General features: G+C 63.1%; 21 protein-coding genes and 1 tRNA gene. 15 read left to right on the top strand and 7 right to left on the bottom strand.

Going from position 1 to position 20,843, the window contains the following annotated elements:
* Window positions 1-12: 12 nt before the first annotated feature.
* From EXV95_RS22375 to pth, 7 genes are all read left to right on the top strand, one after another.
* Window positions 13-1,791: a tetratricopeptide repeat protein gene (locus EXV95_RS22375; protein WP_176888554.1), complete on the top strand. Its 1,779-nt coding sequence runs from the start codon at window positions 13-15 to the stop codon at window positions 1,789-1,791.
* On the top strand, window positions 1,791-2,327 hold the full coding sequence (locus EXV95_RS22370) for a lipoprotein insertase outer membrane protein LolB (RefSeq protein ID WP_176888553.1): 537 nt from the start codon (window positions 1,791-1,793) through the stop codon (window positions 2,325-2,327). The genes EXV95_RS22375 and EXV95_RS22370 overlap by 1 nt, the downstream gene beginning before the upstream one ends.
* Before the next feature lie 30 nt (window positions 2,328-2,357).
* Window positions 2,358-3,215 carry a 4-(cytidine 5'-diphospho)-2-C-methyl-D-erythritol kinase gene (gene ispE / locus EXV95_RS22365; protein ID WP_176888552.1) on the top strand — a complete coding sequence of 286 codons (858 nt, stop codon included), beginning with the start codon at window positions 2,358-2,360 and terminating at the stop codon, window positions 3,213-3,215.
* 30 nt (window positions 3,216-3,245) lie between these two features.
* A tRNA-Gln gene (locus EXV95_RS22360) sits at window positions 3,246-3,322 on the top strand.
* 46 nt (window positions 3,323-3,368) lie between these two features.
* Window positions 3,369-4,343, top strand: a complete 975-nt coding sequence (locus EXV95_RS22355; RefSeq protein WP_055399067.1) for a ribose-phosphate pyrophosphokinase — start codon at window positions 3,369-3,371, stop codon at window positions 4,341-4,343.
* 171 nt (window positions 4,344-4,514) lie between these two features.
* Window positions 4,515-5,150, top strand: a complete 636-nt coding sequence (locus EXV95_RS22350) for a 50S ribosomal protein L25/general stress protein Ctc (protein WP_176888551.1) — start codon at window positions 4,515-4,517, stop codon at window positions 5,148-5,150.
* A 157-nt stretch (window positions 5,151-5,307) separates the two neighbouring features.
* Window positions 5,308-5,916 (top strand): aminoacyl-tRNA hydrolase, encoded by a 609-nt coding sequence (pth, locus tag EXV95_RS22345; protein WP_176888550.1) that lies wholly within the window; start codon window positions 5,308-5,310, stop codon window positions 5,914-5,916.
* A 118-nt stretch (window positions 5,917-6,034) separates the two neighbouring features.
* Here the strand turns inward: pth and EXV95_RS22340 are convergent, their stop codons facing one another.
* Complete coding sequence (locus tag EXV95_RS22340) at window positions 6,035-6,292, bottom strand: YfhL family 4Fe-4S dicluster ferredoxin (protein WP_055399073.1); 258 nt, start codon at window positions 6,290-6,292, stop codon at window positions 6,035-6,037.
* 208 nt (window positions 6,293-6,500) lie between these two features.
* On the opposite strand from EXV95_RS22340, the gene EXV95_RS22335 reads away from it, so the two are divergent.
* From EXV95_RS22335 to EXV95_RS22300, 8 genes are all read left to right on the top strand, one after another.
* On the top strand, window positions 6,501-7,463 hold the full coding sequence (locus EXV95_RS22335) for an ABC transporter permease (protein ID WP_176888549.1): 963 nt from the start codon (window positions 6,501-6,503) through the stop codon (window positions 7,461-7,463).
* 7 nt (window positions 7,464-7,470) lie between these two features.
* Window positions 7,471-8,343 carry an ABC transporter permease gene (locus EXV95_RS22330; RefSeq protein ID WP_176888548.1) on the top strand — a complete coding sequence of 291 codons (873 nt, stop codon included), beginning with the start codon at window positions 7,471-7,473 and terminating at the stop codon, window positions 8,341-8,343.
* 33 nt (window positions 8,344-8,376) lie between these two features.
* On the top strand, window positions 8,377-9,417 hold the full coding sequence (locus EXV95_RS22325; protein WP_176888547.1) for an ABC transporter ATP-binding protein: 1,041 nt from the start codon (window positions 8,377-8,379) through the stop codon (window positions 9,415-9,417).
* A complete protein-coding gene (locus tag EXV95_RS22320) occupies window positions 9,414-10,289 on the top strand; it encodes an ATP-binding cassette domain-containing protein (RefSeq protein ID WP_176888546.1) in 876 nt (291 codons plus the stop codon). Before EXV95_RS22325 ends, EXV95_RS22320 begins: the two co-directional genes overlap by 4 nt.
* A gap of 102 nt (window positions 10,290-10,391) precedes the next feature.
* Window positions 10,392-11,882, top strand: coding sequence for an ABC transporter substrate-binding protein (locus EXV95_RS22315; RefSeq protein WP_176888545.1), 1,491 nt, complete (start codon window positions 10,392-10,394; stop codon window positions 11,880-11,882).
* Between the two features lie 118 nt (window positions 11,883-12,000).
* Entirely contained in the window at window positions 12,001-13,404 is a 1,404-nt protein-coding gene (locus EXV95_RS22310) for an amidase (RefSeq protein WP_176888544.1), read from the top strand.
* 103 nt (window positions 13,405-13,507) lie between these two features.
* Window positions 13,508-14,116, top strand: coding sequence for a hypothetical protein (locus EXV95_RS22305; RefSeq protein WP_176888543.1), 609 nt, complete (start codon window positions 13,508-13,510; stop codon window positions 14,114-14,116).
* Between the two features lie 23 nt (window positions 14,117-14,139).
* Window positions 14,140-15,519 (top strand): tetratricopeptide repeat protein, encoded by a 1,380-nt coding sequence (locus EXV95_RS22300; protein ID WP_176888542.1) that lies wholly within the window; start codon window positions 14,140-14,142, stop codon window positions 15,517-15,519.
* A gap of 546 nt (window positions 15,520-16,065) precedes the next feature.
* Here EXV95_RS22300 and EXV95_RS22295 read toward each other — a convergent pair.
* The 6 genes from EXV95_RS22295 to EXV95_RS22270 all read right to left on the bottom strand — a co-directional run bounded on the left by EXV95_RS22295 (window position 16,066) and on the right by EXV95_RS22270 (window position 20,842).
* Window positions 16,066-17,064, bottom strand: coding sequence for an IS481 family transposase (locus EXV95_RS22295; protein ID WP_176888541.1), 999 nt, complete (start codon window positions 17,062-17,064; stop codon window positions 16,066-16,068).
* Window positions 17,065-17,376: 312 nt separating this feature from the next.
* A complete protein-coding gene (locus tag EXV95_RS22290; RefSeq protein ID WP_176888540.1) occupies window positions 17,377-18,048 on the bottom strand; it encodes a histidine phosphatase family protein in 672 nt (223 codons plus the stop codon).
* 133 nt (window positions 18,049-18,181) lie between these two features.
* Window positions 18,182-18,400 carry a hypothetical protein gene (locus tag EXV95_RS22285; RefSeq protein ID WP_176888539.1) on the bottom strand — a complete coding sequence of 73 codons (219 nt, stop codon included), beginning with the start codon at window positions 18,398-18,400 and terminating at the stop codon, window positions 18,182-18,184.
* A gap of 84 nt (window positions 18,401-18,484) precedes the next feature.
* Window positions 18,485-19,333: a DUF429 domain-containing protein gene (locus EXV95_RS22280; RefSeq protein ID WP_176888538.1), complete on the bottom strand. Its 849-nt coding sequence runs from the start codon at window positions 19,331-19,333 to the stop codon at window positions 18,485-18,487.
* Window positions 19,330-20,211 carry a DMT family transporter gene (locus EXV95_RS22275; RefSeq protein ID WP_176888537.1) on the bottom strand — a complete coding sequence of 294 codons (882 nt, stop codon included), beginning with the start codon at window positions 20,209-20,211 and terminating at the stop codon, window positions 19,330-19,332. The genes EXV95_RS22280 and EXV95_RS22275 overlap by 4 nt, the downstream gene beginning before the upstream one ends.
* 208 nt (window positions 20,212-20,419) lie before the next feature.
* A complete protein-coding gene (locus EXV95_RS22270; RefSeq protein WP_055399097.1) occupies window positions 20,420-20,842 on the bottom strand; it encodes a BLUF domain-containing protein in 423 nt (140 codons plus the stop codon).
* Window position 20,843 lies beyond the last annotated feature (1 nt).

The raw sequence follows: 20,843 nt of genomic DNA, 5'->3' as shown, positions 1-20,843 counted from the left end.
GGGTTAACAGGCATGGATTATTATGACCCGATGGTGCTATTTCACAGCTTTCGGATTGCCGCATTGACGACCGTGATCGCGGTATCCGCCCACTCAGCATGGGCACAACAGACCGGCAGTGACAGCCGCCCCGCCACAGATGAATCTCCAGTGGTATCCAACCCGGCACTGGATGCTGAATTGTTCTACGAGATTTTCCTGGGCGAAATCAGCGCCCGGACAGGCGACCCCGGTGCTGGTTATGCCTTCATGCTGGAGGCTGCACGCCGCAGCGCAGATGGCCAACTCTACCAAAGGGCCGCAGATATCGCCTTGCAGTCACGATCGGGTGAATATGCACTGGCAGCTGCCAAGGCATGGAAAGAGGCCCTGCCACAGTCGCGCGAGGCGAATCGCTATGTGCTGCAAATTCTTGTTGCTCTGAACCGTATTGGCGAAACACCCGATCTACTGCGCCAGGAACTCGCCCAATCATCCCCCCGCGCAAAGGCTTCGACCCTGTCTGCACTGCCCCAGATGTATGGGCGTGCCAGCGACAAGGCGCTGGCAGCGAAGGTGGTGGAAGCCGCCCTCGTGGACGAGCTTTCCCACCCTGCCACCGGCCCTGTGGCCTGGGTATCCCTGGGTCGCCTTCGCCTCGCGGCGGGTGATAAATCGGGGGCACTGGATGCCGCTCGGCGCGCGCAGGCCCTTGACGACGCTAACGAGGGGGCCGCCAGGCTGGCGCTGGAGCTGATGGAAGAGAACACCCCCGAGGCCGAACCACTGGTAACACAAGCACTTGCCAAACAACCCGTGCCAGAGTTGCGAATGGGCTATGCGCGGGTTCTTTTGGGCTTGCAGCGCTACCCCGATGCTGCCCGTCAACTGGAATACGTCACCAAAGAGAAACCGGACTTGGTAGAGGCCTGGCTGGTGCTGGCCACCCTGCAGTTGCAAGACAACAGGCTCTCCGCTGCAGAGAGTGCACTGCAGCGCTTCATGGAGCTCACCTCCGCCGCCACCGATCCTGAAGTGCGCCAGAAAGGGCTTACGCAAGCCTATTTACTGTCCGCACAGCTCGCAGAGAAGAAGGGCGATTTTGCCGCTGCAGAAGCGTGGCTCAACCGCATCGACAACGTGGACGAAGCCTTCAGTGCGCAAAGCCGCCGCGCGTCCCTGCTGGCACGGCAGGGCAAAGTGGCCCAGGCGCGGGAACTGCTGCGAAACCTGCCAGGAACCTCTGCTGACGACAAACGCATGAAGCTGCTGGCCGAGGTGCAGCTACTGCGTGACCTGCGGCTTTACCAGGAAGCCTACCAAGTCCAGAGCGAGCTTGTGGCGCTCGCACCTGATGACGCCGAACTGTTGTATGACCAAGCCATGCTGGCCGAAAAAGCGGGTCACCCGGAGACTATGGAGAAACTGCTGAGGCAGGTGATTTCCCAGAAGCCTCAATACCACCATGCTTACAACGCCCTCGGTTATTCATTGGCAGACCGGGGCGTGCGCTTGGACGAAGCCAAACAGCTGATTCTGAAAGCTATGGAGTTCGCCCCCTCCGATCCCTTCATTACCGATAGTCTGGGCTGGGTGGAATTTCGCATGGGCAACAAGGCAGAGGCCAAGCGGCACCTGGAAACCGCCTACAAAGCTCGCCCGGATGTAGAAATCGCAGCGCATCTCGGTGAGGTGCTTTGGAGCCTGGGTGACAAGGAAGCTGCCCTCAAGGTCTGGAAAGAAGGCGCACGGACAAGCCCTGACAATGAAACGCTGAAAGAAACGCTGAAGCGCCTTGGGGTGAGCCTTTGATGTACGGTGGTTCAGGAACTCCTTTTCAACGCGTTGCGCGCCTCACGGTCGGCCCACGTCTCGCCGGGCTGCTGTTGTGGGTGGCCTGCGCACTGTGGCTGGTCGGCTGCGCGCAGCCGCCACAGGTACCTGCAGGCGAAGAAGATGCCTGGAATGGGCGTATCGCCCTGCAGGTCGAAGGACAGGCATCGCAGTCGTTCTCTGCAATATTTGAACTGCGGGGCAATGCACAGACCGGGGGGCTTGCACTGATCAGCCCGCTCGGCAGCCGCATCGCACAGCTGGAATGGAAAGATGGCCATGCACAGCTGACCAGCGCGCAGGAATCGCGGACCTCTGATTCGCTCGACGCACTGCTGCAGGATGTGACGGGCACGCGCATCCCCGTGGCCGCCCTGTTCGCCTGGCTCAAGGGTGTACAAACCACTGTGCCAGGTTGGAGGGCCGATCTTTCGGCCCTGGAACAGGGGCGACTGGTGGCACACCGCGACGACCCCGCCCCCCAGGCCACTTTGCGCATCGCACTGACCCGCTAGCCGCCTTCCTCACGCGCCCAATTCGTTGCCATGCAATCCCTGTATGACGTGCCGGCTCCGGCAAAGCTCAACCTGTTCCTTCACATCACAGGCCAACGCGCGGACGGGTACCACCTGCTGCAGTCGGTCTTCATGTTGATCGACTGGTGCGACACCCTCCATTTTGAGCGCCGCGCCGGTGGCGCTATCACACGCGAAGACCTGGGCACGGCACTGCCGGAGCTAGACCTGACGATCAAGGCCGCGCTCGCACTGCAGCAAGCCACCGGCTGCACCCAGGGTGCACACATTGGCGTCGTGAAAAACATCCCCTCCCAGGCGGGCATGGGTGGTGGCTCTTCCGATGCAGCCAGCACCCTGCTTGCTCTTAACAGGTTGTGGGGTCTGAACCTGTCGCAATCGGCACTGGAAGCTATTGGCCTGAAGCTCGGTGCAGACATTCCATTTTTTTTACGCGGCCACAACGCCTGGGTCGCAGGAATTGGTGAGACAATCACGCCGCTTGAGAAAGCACAGCAACTACCGCAAGCGCGCTTTGCCATCGTGAAGCCCGCTGCAGGCTTGGAGACAAAAGCAATTTTTTCGTCACCAAGTTTGAAACGCGATTCAGATAGTGCTACAATCTTAGGCTTTGCTGCAGCACACTTTGACTTCGGTCGAAACGACTTGCAGCCAGTTGCCCAGGCACTTTGCCCCGAGGTTACCGAAGCCATTGAATGGCTCGATGTCCGAGGATTGCAAGGCAGGATGACAGGCTCAGGAAGTGCAGTGTTTGCGCATATGTCACATGCAGTTGACTTGAGTGGAGCCCCACAGGGCTGGCAAGTTAAGGAATGTGAAAATCTGATGGTCCATCCTCTGGCAGGTTGGGCATCAGGCAAGAATTAAGGTTAGCTGCCTTCGGTAGTTGACCTGTGTAGGGGAGTCGCCAAGCTGGTTAAGGCACCGGATTTTGATTCCGGCATGCGAAGGTTCGAATCCTTCTTCCCCTGCCAAACGCTTTCCGCGTACGGGCTTTTATTTCAGACTGCTGGGACGCTCATGCAAGCCAACCACCCCGACTTCATGGTTTTCACCGGCAATGCCAATCCTGGCATGGCAGCTGAAATAGCCCAACACCTCGGCACCACTCTCGGTGCGGCTGACGTGGGTCGATTCTCCGACGGTGAAGTCACCGTTGAAATCAAGCAGAACGTGCGTGCACGCGATGTTTTCGTGGTGCAGTCCACCTGCGCCCCCACCAACGAAAACCTCATGGAACTGCTGATCATGGTCGATGCGCTCAAGCGTGCATCGGCTGAGCGCATCAGCGCCGTGATCCCCTATTTCGGCTATGCCCGCCAGGACCGCCGCCCGCGTTCGACGCGCGTGCCTATCACCGCCAAGGTGGTGGCCAACATGCTGCAAGCCGTGGGCGTAGCACGCGTGCTGACCATGGACTTGCATGCCGACCAGATCCAGGGCTTTTTCGACATCCCGGTGGACAACATCTACGCGTCGCCCGTGCTGCTGGGCGACCTGCGCCAGAAGAACTATGAAGACCTGATTGTGGTCTCGCCCGACGTGGGTGGCGTGGTGCGTGCCCGTGCACTGGCCAAGCAGCTCAACTGCGACCTGGCCATCATCGACAAGCGCCGCCCCAAAGCCAATGTGTCCGAAGTCATGCACGTGATCGGCGAAATCGAAGGCCGCAACTGCGTGATCATGGACGACATGATCGACACCGCCGGCACGCTGGTAAAGGCCGCTGAGGTGCTCAAGGAGCGTGGCGCCAAGAAGGTGTACGCCTACTGTACGCACCCTATTTTTTCGGGTCCTGCCATCGAACGCATCGCCAAGGGCTCGGCCCTCGATGAAGTGGTGGTGACCAACACCATCCCGCTGAGCGACAACGCCCGGGGATGCGCCAAGATTCGCCAACTTTCCGTGGCCCCGCTGATCGCAGAGACGATCCAGCGCATTGCCAAGGGTGAGTCGGTGATGAGTCTGTTCTCGGACCAAGACAACCTGTTCTGACAAACGCGGGCCTCGCAAGAGGCCTTCGGCTTGGAAAGACGGTTGATCAGGACACCAAGCCTCCTTCGGGAGGCTTGTCTGTTGGATCGGGAACGAAGTGTGGCCTGCTATCGCGGGCCTTTTTAAAACAGGGCAAGACTGGTCGCGGTCTGTCCTTTTCAGGAGCTAGTTATGAACTTCGTCGCTTTTGAGCGCGCCAAGCAAGGTACGGGTGCGAGCCGCCGTCTGCGCAATTCGGGCAAGACGCCTGGCATCGTCTACGGTGGCGCCGCCGAACCCCAACTCATCGAGGTGGACCACAATGCACTGTGGCACGCCCTCAAGAAGGAAGCTTTCCACTCCAGCGTGCTGGACATGGAAGTGGCTGGCACGACCTCCAAGGTTCTGCTGCGCGACGTGCAATACCACCCCTACAAGCAACTCGTGCTGCACATCGACTTCCAGCGCGTGGACGAAAAGACCAAGCTGCACATGAAGGTGCCACTGCATTTCAGCGGTGCTGACGAGTCCAATGCCGTCAAGGTGGACAAGTGCATGGTCAACCCGGTCGTGAACGAACTGGACGTGACTTGCATGCCTTCGGACCTGCCTGAATTCATTGCCGTGGACCTCTCCAAGCTGGAAAAGGGTTCTTCCTTCCATCTGAAGGACATCAAGCTGCCCAAGGGCGTGACGGCCAAGATCCGTGGCGGCCAGAACAACAACCCCGTGCTGGTGTCCGTGGTGCCTCCAGTGGTGGTCGTTGAGACCCCTGCCGAAGCCGCTCCTGCTGCCGATGCCAAGGGCAAGGGCAAGGGCAAGAAGTAATCGGTCAACGACCTCGATCACGTCACCCAGTCAGCCCGCCCTGCGGCGTTGACCCTCAACGGCCCACCTTGTGTGGGCCGTTTTCATTGGCGCAAAGCCATTCGCATCTGCAAACCGTCTGGCTCTAACCACCCCACACCCACCGATAATCCCGCCAATGATCAAGCTGTTTGTAGGCCTTGGAAACCCCGGGCCAGACTACGAAGCCACCCGCCACAACGCCGGTTTCTGGTGGATTGATGCGCTGGCGCGCGAACTCAAGGCCACGCTGGTGCCCGAGCGCAGCTACCACGGGCTGGTGGCGCGCACGACGGTGCATGGGCAAAGCGTTTGGCTGCTGCAGCCACAGACCTTCATGAACCTCTCGGGGAAGTCGGTGGCTTCACTGGCGCGCTTCTTCAAGATCCAGCCCGAAGAAATCCTGGTGGTGCATGACGAACTGGACATTCCGCCAGGACAGGTCAAGCTCAAGCGCGGCGGCAGCCATGCAGGGCACAACGGCCTGCGCGACATCCACGGTCAGCTCGGCTCCCCCGACTATTGGCGCCTGCGCGTGGGCATCGGCCACCCGGGCGTGAAAAGCGAAGTCGCCAACTGGGTGCTCAAAAAGCCATCCCCCGACCAGCGCACGCTGATCGAAGACAGCATCGTCCATTCGCTAAAGGCCTACGCGGCCATGCTGGCGGGCGAGATGGACAAGGCCACCTTGCTCATCCACACCACCAAACCGCCGCGCCCCAAGCCCCCCCGCCCTGCAGAAGACTGAGCGGCGCGGCAGGGATTTGGGTAACGACGGTCCGTCGCATCCCTTTCGGTCAATAGCTATTATTTTTATAGCTTCTTGCGCTTGATGGATAAGCGCTAGAGCCCAATAACACTACAAATTAACTCGAAGCTGGCGCCTGCAACCGCTGAAACTTCTGCCACAGGGTTTCGCGGTTCTCGACATGCTGCGGGTTCACGGGGATGCAGGCGACGGGGCAGACCTGCACACACTGAGGCTCGTCAAAGTGCCCGACACATTCCGTGCACTTGTTCGGGTCGATCTCGTAGATCTCCTGCCCCAGATAGATGGCCTGGTTGGGGCATTCAGGCTCGCACACATCACAGTTGATGCACTCGTCGGTGATCATCAGCGCCATACGGCCTCCCTGGGCACAGGGCCAAAAACAATGGAGAAGGGGTACGCGGCGCGATTCATGCTCCGTATTATCCCGCGCTGGTGGCATGTGCCTTGCATGCCACACTGCAACCCACCACCGCTGACGGGGATGTTTTTACCGTTATGCTGTGTATACACATTAATTTTGACGCCCGCGCGCCCTACCCCTCTCCTCACCCACCTCACCCATGGGCCTGTTTTTTCTCAAGCGGTTTATTACCCTCCTGGCCACGCTCATCGGCGCGTCCATTGTTGTGTTTCTGGTGCTGGAGATCCTGCCGGGCAACGCCGCCCAGATGCTCATGGGACCCGACGCCTCGCCCGAAGCCGTGGCCGCGCTGGCCAGCAAGCTGGGGCTGGACCAGCCCGCCAGCCTGCGCTATTGGCAATGGGTGAGCGGGCTGGTGGTGGGCAACATGGGCGACAGCTATGCCTACAGCTCACCCGTGCTCGACCTGGTGCTGGAACGCCTGGCCCTGACGGTGCCGTTGGCACTGATGGCCATGGTCATCACCACCGTGCTGGCCCTGGTGGCAGGTGTGTATGCAGCATCGCGCCACAACAAGATCGGTGATGTCGGCGTGATGGGGCTGGCGCAGATCGGAATTGCCATCCCCAATTTCTGGTTCGCCATTCTGCTGATCCTGCTGTTCTCTGTGAAATTGCAGTGGTTCTCGGCCGGTGGCTTCCCCGGCTGGACCGAAGACGCTGGCGGTAGTCCACTCGAAGCCCTCAAGGCCCTGCTGCTGCCCGCGATTGCGCTGGCCGTGGTGCAGGCCGCCATCCTCGCGCGCATTACGCGCTCGGCCGTGCTGGAGGTGCTGCGCGAAGACTTTGTGCGCACTGCCCGCGCCAAGGGCCTGTCGCAGCGCGCGGCGCTCTGGGGCCATGTGCTGCGCAACGCCATGATCCCGGTAATCACCGTGATGGGGCTGCAGTTTGCCAACCTGCTGGCGGGCACCATCGTGGTGGAGAACGTGTTCTACCTGCCCGGCCTGGGGCGGCTGATCTTCCAGTCCATCTCCAACCGCGACCTGATCGTGGTGCGCAACTGCGTGATGCTGCTCGCCGCCATGGTGGTCATCGTGAATTTCGTGGTGGACATCCTTTACGCCGTGATCGACCCGCGCGTGAAGCCCTCCGACATCTGATCCCCCCATGAACGCTGTCATTCCTTCGCCTTCTGTCACCTCTGCCCCCAGCTGGCTGCACCGCGCGCTGCGCCACCGCAGCTTCGTGATCGGCGCCGTCCTGTCGCTGCTGCTCCTGCTGGCCGCTGCACTGTCGCTGGTCTGGACACCCTGGTCGCCCTACGAGATGGACCTGGCCTCCAAGCTGCAACCGCCCACGGGCACACACTGGCTGGGCACCGATGCCTTTGGACGCGATGTGGCGTCGCTGTTGCTGGTGGGTGCGCGCAATTCCATTCTGGTGGGCGTGATTGCCGTGGGCATCGGGCTGACCATTGGCACGGCGCTGGGCCTGCTGGCAGCGGCCAAGCGCGGCTGGGTCGAAGAACTCATCATGCGGCTGGCAGACTTTACGTTTGCCTTCCCGGCCATCCTGTCCGCCATCATGCTCACCGCTGTGTTTGGTGCGGGCATCGTCAATTCCATCATCGCCATCGGCATTTTCAACATCCCGACGTTTGCGCGCGTCACCCGGGCGTCGGCCAACGCGGTGTGGTCGCGCGAACACATCCTTGCCTCGCGCGCCTGCGGCAAGGGCAGCTTGCGCATCACGCTGGAGCATGTGCTGCCCAACATCCTGTCGGTGCTCATCGTGCAGGCCACCATCCAGTTTGCCATTGCCATCCTTGCCGAAGCCGCCCTCTCCTATTTGGGCCTGGGCACCCAGCCGCCCCAACCCTCCTGGGGCCGCATGCTCAGCGAAGCACAGACGCTGATGTTCCAGGCCCCGCTGCTGGCCGTCTGGCCTGGTGTGGCGATTGCGCTGGCCGTGCTGGGGCTGAACCTGCTGGGTGACGGTCTGCGCGACCTGCTGGACCCACGCTTGTCGCGCAAGCGCTGAAACCTCCGCCGAACCTTGCACGAACTGTTCTCCATGTCTTTCCTGCTCGAAGTCTCCAACCTCCGCATCCGCCTGCAGACGCACCGGGGCCCGGCCGATGCCGTGCGCGGCGTGAGCTTTTCGCTGGCGCGCGGTGAAACCCTGGGCCTGATTGGTGAATCGGGCTGTGGCAAATCCATCACCGCCATGTCGCTCATGGGCCTGCTGCCTGACAGCGCGCAGGTCACCGGCAGCATTCGCTTTGATGGCCAAGAGCTGGTGGGCCGCACCGATGCACAGATGTGCCAGATGCGCGGCAACCGCATTGGCATGGTGTTCCAGGAGCCCATGACCGCACTGAACCCCGTGCACACCATAGGCCGCCAGGTGGCAGAGCCGCTGCGCCTGCACCGGGGCATGAATGCGGCAGCCGCGCGCACCGAAGCGATTGCCCTGCTGGACCGCGTGGGCATCCCCAACGCCGCACAGCGCTTTGACGCCTATCCGCACCAGTTCTCCGGCGGGCAACGCCAGCGCATCACTATCGCGATGGCGCTGGCCTGCGGGCCCGACCTGCTGATTGCCGACGAGCCCACCACTGCGCTCGATGTGACGATCCAGCAGCAGATCCTGGACCTCATCAGCGACCTGGTGGCCGAGCGCAACATGGCGCTCATCCTGATCTCGCACGACCTGGGTGTGATCTCGCAGAACGTCGACCGCATGATGGTGATGTATGGCGGCAGCGTGGTCGAAAGCGGCTCCACCGCCTCGGTCTTCTCGGCCATGGCACACCCCTACACACGCGGCCTGTTTGCCGCCCGGCCTCACCTGGGCGCCGTGCACGCGCCCGGCCAGCGACCTCGCCTGTCCACCATCCCCGGCACGGTGCCTGAGCTGGTCGACCTGCCTTCAGGTTGCCCTTTTGCGGGCCGCTGCAGCTACACAGTGGATGCCTGCCACCACAACCAGCCCGAGGCCACGCTCGTGGCCACCGATGCCGATGGCGACCACGAGGTGCGCTGTCTGCGGCGTGAGGCCATTGCCGAAGCCCAGAATGCCCAGGTGGTGAACATCGTCGAGGTGGCTGCATGACCCAGGCGCTCCACACCACCCATCCCGCAGAAACGCCGCTGCTGCAGGTCAAAGACCTGGTGCGTGAATACACGCTGCCGCGCGACCATCTGTTCAAGCCACCTGGCAAGGTGCATGCCCTCAACGGCGTCAACTTCTCCATTGCCTCGGGCCGCAGCCTGGGCATCGTTGGCGAATCCGGCTCGGGCAAGTCCACCCTGGCACGGCTGGTAATGGCGCTCGATACCCCCACCTCCGGCACGGTCGAGCTGCTGGGCCGCAACCTGCACCAGTTGCCCGCAGAGCAGCTGCGCCAGGCGCGGCGCGACTTTCAGATGGTGTTCCAGGACCCATATGGATCACTGGACCCGCGTCAGACGGTCGAGCGCATCGTGACCGAGCCGCTGCAGGCGCAAGGACAGACCACGCGCGCCGAGCAGCGCGAGCAGGCCGCCCAGGTGCTGGCCCAGGTAGGCCTGCGCACCAACGACCTGGGCAAGTACCCGCACGAGTTTTCTGGCGGCCAACGCCAGCGCATCGCCATAGCGCGCGCACTCATCACGCGGCCCCGCCTCATCGTGGCGGACGAACCCGTGAGCGCGCTCGACGTGTCGGTGCAGGCCCAGGTGCTGAACCTGATGCAGGACCTGCAGCAGCAGTTCGGCATCACCTACATGCTCATCAGCCACGACCTCGCCGTGGTGAATCACCTGTGTGATGAGGTGGTGGTGCTGTACCAGGGGCGCATCGTAGAGCGGGGCTCTCCCGGAGAGCTGTTCCGCAACGCGCAGCACCCGTACACGCAATCGCTGGTGGGTGCGGTGCCGCAGGTGCTGCCGGGCCGTGCAAGGGCGCGCCGTGCCGCTGCTGCGGCCGCAGCAAAAATCGTGTAACCAAATACCGATGTGATGGTGTAAAAAGCTTTTGTGCTCCCCGGTAACCCATTGCAAAGGCGCCGGGGTCTTCGTCTGGTTTTTTGTCTGGAGAGTCCGAACATGCTGAACCGCCGTACCGTCCTTGCCACTGGCGCCATCGCCGCTGTGCCCTTGTCCACCTCGCTTGGCGCCATGGCGCAAAGCCGCAAAGATGCGGTGACGCTGGCGATGACGCTGGAGCCCCCAGGCCTGGACCCGACAGCCGGTGCGGCATCTGCCATCGCCGAGATCGTTCAGTACAACATCTTCGAGACGCTCACCAAGATCAACCCCGACGGCAGCGTGTCGCCCCTGCTGGCCGAAAGCTGGGAGGTCTCGCCCGACCTCAAGACCTACACCTTCAAGCTGCGCCGTGGAGTGAAGTTCCAGAACGGCGAGCCCTTCACCGCTGCGGCCGTCAAGTTCTCGTACGACCGCGCAGGCGGTGAGAAGAGCACCAACAAGGACAAGCGCACCTTTGCAGGCATCACCACCCAGGTGGTGGACGACTACACCGTGGTGCTGCTCAACAAGGAGATCGACCCCGACCTGCTGTTCATCCTCGGCCAGGCCACCTCCATCATCGTGGAGCCCAAGAGCGCCGACACCAACGCGAACAAGCCCGTGGGCACCGGCCCTTACCAGCTGCAGGCCTGGAACAAGGGCTCGTCAGTCGTGCTGACCGCCTGGGACGGCTACCGCGACGCCAAGGCCATCAAGATCAAGCGCGCCACCTTCCGCTTCATCTCCGACCCCGCCGCCCAGGTGGCCGCCCTGCTGGCCGGTGACGTGGACGCCTTCCCGCGCGTCACACCGCGCAGCGTGGCACAGTTCAAGGCCAACCCGAAGTACCAGGTGATCGTGGCAGGCTCGCGCGCCAAGACCATTCTGGCCATCAACAACGGCAAGAAGCCGCTGGACGATGTGCGCGTGCGCCGCGCCATTGCCGCAGCCATTGACCGCAAGGCCGTGATCGAAGGCGCGGGCGACGGCTACGGTGCGCCCATTGGCAGCCACTACGTGCCTGGCGCCTTTGGCTATGTGGACACCACGGGCGTGAACCCCTACGACCCCGAGAAGGCCAAGAAGCTGCTTGCCGAAGCCGGCATCAAGACGCCGCTGGAGCTGACCATGACGCTGCCCCCCACGCCTTACGCCCGCCAGGGCGGCGAGGTGGTGGCCGCCCAGCTGGCCAAGGTCGGCATCGTCGCCAAGATCCAGAACGTGGAATGGGCGCAGTGGCTCAGCGGCACCTACGGCAGCAAGAACTACGACCTGACCATCATCAGCCACGTGGAGCCCTTCGACCTGGGCAACTTTGCCAAGCCCGACTACTACTGGGCCTACAACTCGCCCAAGTTCAACGACCTGTTCACCCAGATCAAGAACGCAGCACGCCCCGCCGACCGCGCCAAGCTGCTGGGCGATGCCCAGCGCCTGTTGGCCAACGATGCAGTGCACGCCTTCCTGTACTCCAACCAGTGGATCACGGTGGCCAACAAGAACCTCAAGGGCTTGTGGAAAGACATGCCTGTGTTTGTGAACGACATCTCGTCGCTCTCCTGGTCTTGATGCCCCCGCGCCGCGCTCGCCACGGCGTGTGCGGCGCGCTCCCAAAATAATAGCTGCCAGCGCTTTACCAATAAGCGCTGGCAGCCTTTTTTATTGATAAAACTCCCCACATCCCGCCATGACAGCCCTGCACGACCTGCCCGCCCACGACCTCCTTGCCGCCTACCGCCAGCGCACGCTGTCCCCCGTCGAGGTCACGCAGGCCGTGCTGGCCCACATCGAGCGGTGGGAGCCCCACATCCGCGCCACCTACCTGCTGCGCCCTGAGATGGCCCTGGCGCAAGCCCGCGAATCGGAAGCCCGCTGGCTGCGTGGCGAGCCCAAGGGCGCGCTGGACGGCGTGCCCAGCACCATCAAGGAAAACATCGCCAGCGAAGGCGACCCCACGCCGCTGGGCACGGCCGCCGTCGAACTGGTACCCGCCGCAGCCGATGCGCCGCCCGCCGCCCGCATGCGCGAGGCGGGCGCCGTCATCGTGGCCAAGACCACCATGCCCGACTACGGCATGTTGTCCTCGGGCCTGTCCACCTTTCACCCCCTGTCGCGCAACCCGTGGGACACCCGCAAGGGCCCCGGCGGCTCCAGCGCCGGCGGTGGCGCTGCCGCAGCCGCAGGCTACGGCCCGCTGCACATTGGCACCGACATAGGCGGCTCGCTGCGCCTGCCCGCCAGCTGGTGCGGCATCTTCAGCCTCAAGCCCAGCCTGGGCCGCATTCCGATCGATCCACCCTACACCGGCCGCGCAGCTGGTCCCATGACCCGCACCGTGGCCGACGCCGCGCTGATGATGCAGGTGCTGAGCCAGCCCGACGCGCGCGACAGCATGAGCCTGCCCTACCAGGACATCGCGTGGAGCCAGTTCAACAAGGGCGGCGAACGCTTGCGCGGTCTGCGCATTGGTTTGCTGCTGGACGCCGGATGCGGCCTGCCGGTGGAGCCCGAGGTGAAAGCCGCCGTAGAACGCGCAGCAAAACTCATGGAGGCGGCGGGCGCCACCATCGTGCCCATGGCGCCCTTCATGACCCAGGCCATGCTCGACGGCATGGACCATTTCTGGCGCATGCGCTCGCACATCGACCTGCAGGCCCTGCCCGCCGCGCGGCGCGACAAGGTGCTGCCCTACATCCGCACCTGGGCCGACAGCGCAGCGGGCATGAGTGGCACCGAAGTCTTCAACGCCAGCCACCAGTTCCACCTGACGCGGGTCAACACCGTGAAGGCCTGCAGTGCCTTTGACTATGTGATATCCCCCGTGGCGCCCATGCCCGCCTTCCAGGCCGAGCTGCCCTCCCCCACCAACGACCCGCTTCGCCCGCTGGAGCACATCGGTTTCACCGTGCCCTTCAACATGTCCGAGCAGCCTGCCGCGTCGGTCAACTGCGGCTACACCACAAGCGGCCTGCCCATCGGCCTGCAGATTGCGGGTGCACGTTTTGACGACCTGGGCGTGCTGCAGGTGGCACACGCGTTCGAGCTGATCCGTGAACCCCAGCGGGCATGGCCCCAGCCGCCAGCGGGCTGAAAGCATGGCCGGAGGTTGTTGGTAACCTTGGGGGTTTGTTGGCAGACACCGGGCCACCCTGGGCCACCACTCTCCCACCCCCTGTACGAACGCACCACACCGCATGGACATCCTCATCCTGGCGATCCTGATTGCCACCGGCACCTACATGCTCAACGCCAAAGAGCAGCGCAAGCGCATTGCGCTGCTGGGCAGCCACCTGGCCAACTACCAGATCGAAAAGCTCATGGAGGCCCTGACCGACGGCTACCTGCGCGCCCTGGGCGAAAGCACGGACGAGCGCCGCCAGCAGATCTGGAGCCTGCTGAGCACCACCGAGGCGCAACTCACCGAGCAATTCAGCCGGTTTGCCGCCGAATTTGCCAAGGAGCCCGAGGCCACCACACGCGTCAGCCGCCTGGCAATGGCGATCCCCTTTGCCGAGAAGATATTGCCCAGCTTCACCTTCGACATGCGCAAGGCCCTGGCCATCCACGCGCGCGGCATTGCGCACGTGGTGCAGAACACCAGCCACCTCGCGCCCAAGGACCGGGCCTTCATGATGACGGCTGAACTGTTCCTCATGCAGCACACCTGCCACTGGTTCTGCAAATCCAAGACCATTGCCACGGCCCGCATGCTGGCGCGCCACCAGACGCCGCACGAGCAGTTGGTGGCCTCTGTGTCTGCCGACACCCGCAAGGCCTATCTGACGCTGATCAAGGGCGGCTGATCCACCACTCCTAACAATGCCCCATGCCATCCTCCACGCACACCCGCACGACCGATAGCCTGGGCAACCCCGTCACCTTGCAGGACCCGGCAAGCGCCGCCGCCCTGAACGACTTTGTCGAAGGCTTCATCGCCTGCGAAGCCCGCGCGGTGAATGTGCTGAACGCAGCCGCAGACACCAGCCCCATCGTGCAGGCCAGTTGCGCGGCGCTGCACATGTTTGCCGAATCGGCGGACGCACCGCGCAACGCGCGCCCGTTCATCAACCAGGCGCTGGCCAACGCCCCACAAGCCAGTGACCGCGAGCAACGCTTTGTCGCCGCCGTGGCTGCCTGGGTGGATGGCAACCTGCCCCGTGCGATTGCGCTGCATGAGGAGCAGGCACGCCTGTTTCCACGCGACCTGGCATCGCTCAAGCTCGGTCAATACCATTTGTTCAACCGGGGGGACTCGCCCGGCATGCTGCGCCTGGCCCTGCAGGCTGTGCCTGCCGCCGCCGATGTGCCTTACCTGCACGGCATGCTGGCCTTTGGCTGGGAGCAATGCCATTTGCTCGACCGCGCCGAGGCCTCCGCCCGCCACGCCATCGACCTGTGCCGCAAGGAGCCCTGGGCGCACCACGCCCTGGCCCACGTGATGCTGACGCAGGGACGCATCCGCGAAGGTACCGACTTCATGGCCAGCATGAGCGACACCTGGACGGGCCTGAACTCCTTCATGGTCACGCACAACTGGTGGCACCAGGCGCTCTTTCTGCTGGAGCAGGACCGGCACGCCGAAGTGCTGGCGCTGTATGACAGCCAAGTCTGGGGGGTGGTCAAGGAATACACGCAGGACCAGATCGGCGCCGTGTCACTGCTCGCTCGGCTGGAGCTGGCGGGCGTAGACGTGGGCAACCGCTGGGCCGATGTGGCCGACCACCTGGCACTGCGCCTGGCCGACCACGTGTTGCCCTTCCTGGACCTGCAATACCTCTACGGCCTGGCCCGCGCCGGGCGCATGGAGGCCGCGCGCACGCTGCACAACAACATCGCAGCCCACGCCGCCACCCGCACCGAGGCCCACGAGCGCACCGTGTGGCAACAGGTGTGTGTACCCGCAGAGCAGGGCTTGCTAGCACATGCACAGGGCGACTGGGCCACGGCGGTGGAGAAGCTGGGCGTGGCCCTGCCCCGGCTGGTGGAGATTGGCGGTAGCCATGCACAGCGGGATTTGTTTCACCAGATCTGGCTGGATGCACTGCAGCGCAATGGGCAGTGGGCGGCGGTGCAGAATTTGTTGCAGCCGTTGGTGAATGGGCAGCCGGAATCTAAGAGGCTAGCGCGGCAGGTGGGGGTGGTAAATGGGGTGTTGGGGTTGCCTGTGGGTGGAGGGCAGGTCCTTCACGGACATGGCCTGACATGACCACCGCAATCCCAAGATTTAGGTTTGTGCAAACGACAATGTCCGGGATTTGCAATGGCGAATGCGTGCCCGTTTTTTGTCCGCTTGCTGCATCCTTGCAGGATGCTGTAAAAAATAGCCTAATCTTCCAAGGAAAGAATACTGATGGATGAAATAGTCTTTGCGCTCTTAACAGCAAGCGTCAGTTTGCTCGCAGGCGGAGCTATCCGGGAAATTCTCAACCGACTTTTTCCCCTCGTGCTCAAGAATTTTCTTGGCACCAGTGCAAAGGATGTCAGCTACTCCGAACGACTTAAGCAATTATCCGAAAACCTGACCAAATCATCCCGAGAAGTCGATTCAGTAATCGGCGAACTCCAGCAGGTGGCAGCAGCGCGGGAGCGAGCAGTACAAAAGCTTGAAGATGATTTAAAGGCGCTTACTGAACGCGAGTCTCAACTGAAGACCAAGATCGAACACCTTGAGAAGGTACCGCTACCAGTCGCTGAGTACTTCGCCGAGCTCTCGAAGCCGAGCGAAAAGAAAAGCGCGCGGCGGGACTATGTTCTATTTGGTGCAGGAATCATCTTTAGCGTAGTTGTCGCATCCCGGACGATCATATGGTCGCTTGAGAAACAGGTGCGGGTGGGTCTGGTACCACTCTTTCATCGCCTGCATCGGCGTACTGCTCTTGAGCGCTGACTGCGGTAGCTGGTGGTTGTACAACGCCACATAGCGCAACAAGGTCTGCTCCATGTCTTCGCGGCTGTTGAATCGGTGGGTCTTCAGAACGTCCGCAATGCGGCCGTTAAATCGCTCCACCATGCCGTTGGTTCTGGGTGTTCTGGGCTTGGTCAGTCGGTGCTCGATGCCTAACTCCTGGCACAGTTGATCGAATTCATGGTTGCCGCTGGGTTCGCGTTCCCGGCTGGCAAACAGACGGTCCGTGAACTCTTTGCCGTTGTCGGTCAACAGCTTGTTGATCCTGATCGGACAGGCCTTGTGCAACGCCTTGAGGAAGGCCTGTGCACTGGCGGCGGTCTTGTTGGACTTGAGCTGCACAAACACCCAACGCGTGGCCCTATCGATAGCCACGAACAGGTAGCGCCGGCTGCTCTCATCCTGCATCTGGGGCAGGTACTTCACGTCCATGTGCACGTAGCCTGGCTCGTAGCTCTTGAAGGTCTTGTAGGCCAGCGCAGGCTGCTGGGGCTTTAGAGCATTGAGGTTGCCCGCTCCATGGCGGCGCAAGCACCTGTCCAGCCCGGAGCGCGAGACATGGGGACAGATGAACTCCCGTGTCACGGCCAGCAGGTCATCCAAAGGCAGCAGCAAGGTACGCCGCAAGTGAACCACCACTGTTTCTTGTGCTGGCGTAAGCACGGTCTGCAGGTGGTGGGCAGTGTGAGAGCGGTCTGCAAAGACGGAACGCTTCTTCCACTTGTAGACCGTCTGCTCAGTGATCCCAAAGCGCTGGGCCAGGACGCTGGCTGGTTCATCGCTGGCTGCGATCTCGGCACGCACGGCGGGCGTGGTGCGGGCGTTCTTGTGCAGGGCTATCAACATGGCTTCACTCCCTGGGTGGATTGCAAGGACTCTATCAACTCCTTTAGAACCGCTCGCGCCATGAAGAGTGGATAGCGTTTGGAGTCTATGCAATCGTCCGGGATGCGACACGTAGTCACAGCTATCGTCTTAAAGCAACTCGGGCTTGCATGAACGCGTGCCACCGAACCAATCGTTCCCAGTAGACCAAGGTCAACGTTCGCTGAATTTACCCAGCGGTCTCAAACTTGAAGTGCAACAACTTGCCTTTCCGCTGAAGCCAAATTGACCGCTTAAGCCTACCGGCCTTCGGTCGGCGCCTTACCTTTTCAGTCACCTCACAACCAACTTCGTCTGGTCATACACCGGCTGCTCCGGCAAATCCGCTAGGTGCCGCACGTCGGCCCAGTCCAGCACCTCCACCGCCTCGCCACGCACCCTCACGCGGTTGAGCCCCGCGTTGGGAATGTCGCTCTGGCGCGGGCCGTCCAGCCCGGTGCCAAGCGCAGTGCGCCAGATCATGTCGAGCACGCCGCCATGGGTGACCACCATCACCGTCTGGCCGCTGTGCTGCTGCGCGATGCGGTAGACAGCGTCCATCACGCGGGTGTGGAACTGGCGGGTGGTCTCGCCGCCGGGCATGCCGTAGTCGGCTTCAAAACGCAGCCACTGGTTCCATGCGTCGGCGTGCTCCAGCTTGACGTCGTCCACGCGCTTGCCATCCACCACGCCAAAGTTTTGCTCGCGCAGGGCGCTGTCGGTGAGGGTGTCGATGCGGGCCTCAGGGAACAGCACCTGCAGGCTGGGTGTGGCGGTCTGCTGGGTGCGGATGAGGTCGCTGCAGATGAGGTGGTGCACCACGGGGCGCTCTGCAGCCAGACGCTCAGCCAGGCGGCGGGCCTGTTCGTGGCCAGTGGCGTTGAGGGGCACATCCACGTGGCCCTGAAAACGCAGCTCGCGGTTCCAGTCGGTCTCGCCGTGGCGGATCAGGATGAGTTCGGTCATGCGTGCCATTATCGAATGTACACACATTAATGCAAGCAATTTTGGCCTCTAGCGCTTATCCAGCAAGCGCTAGTAGCTATTATTTTTATAACAAGCACCGCAATCACCAGAAGCCATTGGCAGCCAGCCACAGCTACCGCATGGGCACGATGAGCACCTTGCGCCGGGGCTGGCAGCCAGGGCCTTCATAGGCCGCGCTGTCGCGCTCCCAGCCGTGACCGGGCGAGGTTTGTGCACACACGCGCTGGCCATCGACCAAGCTGCGCCAGTAAAACCAGGGCGCGGGGGCGGCCTGCACCAGCAGCGGGGCCAGCAGGACCAGCGCGAACAAAAAGCGGGGGGCGAAAGGCATGGGCAAACAAAGCATCCAGCGACTGCACCCCATGCTACTGAGCCTGCGCAGGGCCGATGCCCTGAAAAGCGGTGGAATGGTCGGTCACGGCTTTTCAGCCGTCACGATCCAGCCTTCGAGCGGATCGAGCCCCGGCGGCAGGCCGTAAAGCGCATCGCCCTCGGCATGGCGCTGCTGGGCCCAGGCGGCCTGCAGCAGGCACAGCACAGCGTCCAGGCTGTCGCCGCTGGCGTCCTGCACCAACGCATCGCGCTGGGCGTGGCTGAGCTTGAGGCGCAGGCCCAGGCGGTTCTGGCCCAGTTCCAAGGCGTTGATCAGGTCCTTGCGGGCAATGAGTCGGTCCGGCGTCTGCTTGGCGCGGTCGTCGCTTTTGTAGCTGCGCCGCTGCAGCACCTCGCGCGCGAGCAGGCCGGGGTAGGCCTCCAGCGCCACGCGGTGGGGGGCGCCAGGGTGCAGGCCGGGCAGGTGCACCCCGGCATCCAGCAGCAGCGGCAGACCTGCGTGCAGCATGTAGGCCACGGGCGGATTCACCCATTTCATCGAGGGGCTGGAGCCTGCGGGCCCGTCGGTGGCGCGGTGGGCAAACTTGCCCCCCACAGGGCGGGCATCGCAGAACGCCGCAAACTGCGCGCGGATCTGCTCGCGGCTGAGGCTGCGGTAGTGCTGCATGCAGGCATGCCAGTCGGTGGGCCAGCCCAGCGCCTGCACCAGCTCGCGCGGCAGGCCAAAGGGCAGATCAAAGCCGCCCACCCAGTCACCGGGCTGAGACAGCCATTGGCCGAACGCGGCCAGGGTGTCGAACGGCTGCAGCGCGGTGAGCGACACGCGCGCGCCCTGGCGCTGGCCCAGCGCCAGCACGATGGGTTTGCGCCGCGTGGGGCTGCTGGAGAAGTCGCAGCCCAGCAGCAGGGTTTGTGGTGCGGCTGCCGTCATCCCAGTGCCAGGGCCGTGACGCCCGCAGCAATACACAGCGCCCCGAAGATGCGCGCCACGCGGTCACCCTCGCCCAGCAGGTGCCCGCCAATCAGCGCGGCAAACAGCATGGACACCTCGCGCGCCGGGGCCACATGCGACAGGGGTGCCTGCTGCATGGCGTAAAGCACCAGCACATATGCCACCGGGCTCACCACCGCCACGGCCAGCGCAAAACGCCACTGCGCCAGCCAGAGCGTGCGGGCGGTGGGCAGGTCGCGCAGCACCACGGGCGCCAGCAGGCCCACGCGCACAAAGTTGCCCATGTAGTCCACCAGGATGGGTGACATGAGCAAGAACTTGACGGCATAGCCATCGACCACCGTGTAGCTGGCAATGAACGCGCCTGTGAGCAAGCCATACAACATGCCTTTGTGCACCCGAGCCCGCGCAGCGGGGTCGTGCGCGGCGCGCAGCAGGCCCGGGCCACCCGCGATCAGAAACACGCCCCCGACCACACCCACGATGCCCAAAGCGCCCAGCGCGGAGATCTGCTCGCCCAGCAGCGTGATGGCCACCAGCGACGACAAGAGCGGCCCCGAGCCGCGCGCCAGCGGATAGACCACGGTGAGGTCCGCCACACGGTAGCCGCGCAGCAGGATGACGAAATACGCCACATGCAGCAGCCCGCTGGCGGCGACAAAACCCCACTCCACTGCGCCCCACAGCGGCACCGCGTCGCGCCCCAGGTACCAGCCCAGCGGCGCCCAGACGACCATCATGATCACAGAGGTGAAGAACGCAAACCGCGAGTCACCCCCGGCCTTCTTGGCCACGATGTTCCAGCACGCGTGGATGAGGCCAGCGAGGATGATGAGGGCGAAGGCGGTGAAGGTCACGGGCGGGAAAAAGAACGGCCTGAACAGAAAAGCCGCAGCGCCTTCTGGGCGGCTGCGGCTGCAAAACGTGATTGCTGGCTGCGAAGAAAAGTGGGGCGATTTGCGTAGCGAGCCAGCCTAGTCTGGGTCGATGCGCGCAGCCGTACTCTCGTACGGCAAGCACAGCAGGCCCGGAATCGGCTGGCGCAGTAGCAAAGCGCCCCGCTTTTCAGGCTCGGCCGATGATGGAGGCCGTGGCCATCAACTCTTCAAGCAACGCAAACGACACCTTGCCCGACACCGCATACGGGTCCAGTTCGGGTTTTTCGGAGTATTTCAGCAGGATCGAGTGGTTGATCTTGGACAGGTTGACCTGCCCCATGGTCCAGCCACCAAAGCGGCGCTCGGCAATTTCTTCGTAGTGCAGCAGTTCCACGTTCTTGTGGCGCGGGTCCTTCTGGATGTGGCCATACAGCTCGCTCACCGCAGAGCGCCCGCCCTCGATGGCTTGCAAAAACACGCCGCCGCCGTAGCACAGCACGCCGGTGATGCCGGAGCCTGGGTTGTGCTGGCGCGACTGCGTCAGGATGGCTTCGATGGCAGCGGGCGAGGTATCGACCGCGCGACTGGCGTAAAGCAGGCGTACCAGCATG

The organism is Acidovorax sp. JMULE5 (assembly GCF_013376875.1).
Classification (GTDB): Bacteria; Pseudomonadota; Gammaproteobacteria; order Burkholderiales; family Burkholderiaceae_C; genus Acidovorax; species Acidovorax facilis.
Note: the sequence above shows the minus strand (reverse complement) of the source record. Positions and strands in the feature narration are given on the sequence as shown.